At 63.1% G+C, this 2,493-nt stretch carries 3 protein-coding genes; all 3 read left to right on the top strand.

Features of this window, described 5'->3' with window-relative positions; all coding sequences use genetic code 11:
* Positions 1–52 precede the first annotated feature (52 nt).
* Genes tnpA through tnpC form a run of 3 tightly spaced genes read left to right on the top strand, consistent with a single transcriptional unit; the run spans position 53 to position 2,406 of the window.
* The gene (gene tnpA / locus SB772_RS38890) at positions 53–481 is read left to right on the top strand and encodes an IS66-like element accessory protein TnpA (protein ID WP_410838374.1); all 429 of its coding nucleotides are present in this window, start codon (positions 53–55) and stop codon (positions 479–481) included.
* Complete coding sequence (tnpB, locus tag SB772_RS38885) at positions 478–822, top strand: IS66 family insertion sequence element accessory protein TnpB (protein WP_410838373.1); 345 nt, start codon at positions 478–480, stop codon at positions 820–822. Before tnpA ends, tnpB begins: the two co-directional genes overlap by 4 nt.
* A gap of 30 nt (positions 823–852) precedes the next feature.
* Complete coding sequence (gene tnpC / locus SB772_RS38880; RefSeq protein WP_410838372.1) at positions 853–2,406, top strand: IS66 family transposase; 1,554 nt, start codon at positions 853–855, stop codon at positions 2,404–2,406.
* Positions 2,407–2,493: the final 87 nt, after the last annotated feature.

Genomic DNA, 2,493 nt, shown 5'->3' with positions numbered 1-2,493 from the left:
AGTAAGCGCCTCACGACGACCGTCGTAGACGACGGCGAGAACCGACATCAAAGTGGTGCCCATCATTTTCGATTTGATGGACACCACTGTGACAGAGACGGAAGTCAAGCCGGGTAGCCGCAAGGGACGCCCGAATTATGATCGCGAGTTTCGACGCCGGCTTGCGGCTGCGGCATGTGAGCCTGGTGCGTCGGTCGCGAAGCTGGCGCTGGACAATGGCATCAATGCAAATATGCTGTTCACTTGGCGGCGTCGTTATCGCGAGCAATTGCAGGCCGAAACGACGTCGCTGATTCCCGTGGCGGTGGTCCATGAAACGCCGCCGCAGCGCGTGACGATGCCCTCCAATGCTCGGGCCGTCGGCAACCGGACTACACGAGCGGGGACAATCGAGATTCGATTCGGTGACGTGATAGTCAAGGTGGACGGCATCGTCGACGCCGACACGCTACGCGTTGTACTGGGGAGCATGCGATCGTGATTTCTCTTCCTACAGGTACACGCGTCTGGCTGGTGGCCGGCGTCACCGACATGCGCTGCGGATTCCAAGGGCTCGCGGCGAAGGTGCAGACGGCGCTTGAGGACAATCCACTGGGCGGCAATGTGTTCATCTTCCGAGGCCGGCGCGGCGATCTGGTGAAGCTCATGTGGGCGACCGAAGACGGGCTCTGGCTTCTTGCGAGGCGGCTTGAGCGAGGCCGCTTCGTCTGGCCGCAGGCCGATGGCGGCAAGGTCCATCTGACGGCGGCGCAATTGTCGATGTTGCTCGAAGGCATCGATTGGCGACAGCCGCGTCGCACCGCTGCACTGTCGATGTTGTAAACCGAGCAGAAGGCTCGTAAACTGCGCCGCATGTCGAACGGCGCCGAACTCCCTGACGATGTTGAAACTCTGCGAGCCTTGCTGCTCGAGGCTCGTGCTCAGCTTGCCGAGCGCGATCTGGAGATCGAGCAACTCAAGGCGCAGCTCGACAAGCTTAGGCGTATGCAATTCGGGCGCAAGTCCGAGCAGTTGGACCGGGAGGTTGCACGGCTCGAAACCGCGCTCGAGGACTTGACGGGCGAACGCGGCGTCGCTGATGTGCGGCGCGCCCACCAATCAAGCGCGAGCACGCCTGTGAGCGACGCATCGCCGAAAGAAGCGCTGCCCCCGCATCTGCCACGCGAAGAACATGTACTGGAGGCTGAGGCAACGTGTCCGAAGTGCGGCAGCGCGATGCAGCCGCTCGGAGAAGACGTGTCCGAGCAGCTCGCCCGCGTCGCGGCAATGTTCAAGGTGATTCGCACGATCCGGCGCAAGACGGTTTGCCCGTGCGGCCACCACTTCTCGCAGCCGCCGATGCCCGGCCTGCCGATTACGCGCAGCATCGCCCATCCGAGCTTGCTGGCCGACATCCTCGTCTCGAAGTACGCTGACCACGCCCCGTTGTACCGCCAGTCGCAGATTGCCGCGCGCGACGGCGTGAAGCTCGACCCGGCCAGCATGGGCCGCTGGGTCGGCCAGTGCGAGGCCCTTTGCGATGCGCTGACCGAGGCACTGCGCCGCTACACGGTGGCACCTTCGAAGCTGCACGCGGATGACACGCCTATCCCGGTACTCGAGCCGGGCAAGAAGAAGACGAAGACGGGGCGCCTGTGGGTGTATGTGCGCGATGACACCCGTTCGGGCTCGACCGAGCCGGCCGCAGTGTGGTTTGCTTACTCGCCGGACCGCAAAGGCATCCATCCCCAAACCCATCTGGCCGGATTCGAGGGCATCTTGCAGGCCGACGCCTACAGCGGCTTCAACGAACTGTACGAGAGCGGCAAGATCCGCGAGGCGGCATGCTGGGACCACGCGAGACGGTACATATACGATGTGCATGCCCGAACGCCGACCGAGGCGACCCGAGAGGTGCTCGAGCTGATCGGCGGCCTCTACGGCATCGAGGCCGACATCCGCGGCAAACCCGCCGCTGAACGGCTGCGCGTGCGACAAGAGAAAAGCGTGCCGCTGCTGGCGACCATCAAGACGTGGATGACGGACAAGCTCGCCACGCTGTCGAAGAAATCCGATTTGGCCAAAGCGATCCGTTACTCGCTTAACCAGTGGGATGCCCTCGCGCTGTACTGCGAAGAGGGCCATGCAGAGATCAGCAACGCCCTGGCCGAAAACGCGCTGCGCTGTGTGAGTTTGGGTCGGAAGAACTTCTTGTTCGCCGGTTCCGACAGCGGGGGAGAACGGGCCGCGGCGATGTACAGCCTGATCGGCTCGTGCAAGCTCAACGGGATCAACCCGCGCGCTTACCTCGAATACGTGCTGACCCATATCGCTGATCACCCCATTAACCGCATCGACGAATTACTACCCTGGAACGTGGCAAGTAAGCTGCCAGGCAAGCCTTGCCCGCCTCCCTCCACGGGCTGATTGCCAACGGGCGAACCCGAGCGCCCGATACCCCATCATGCCTCACGTGCGCCCCGTATTGCGAACGGCCTTCGCGAGGCGCTTACG

It is taken from the genome of Paraburkholderia sp. SIMBA_030 (genome assembly GCF_046535245.1).
Lineage (GTDB): Bacteria > Pseudomonadota > Gammaproteobacteria > Burkholderiales > Burkholderiaceae > Paraburkholderia.
The sequence above is the reverse complement of the archived record's forward strand: the minus strand, read 5'-3'. Positions and strand labels throughout refer to the sequence as shown.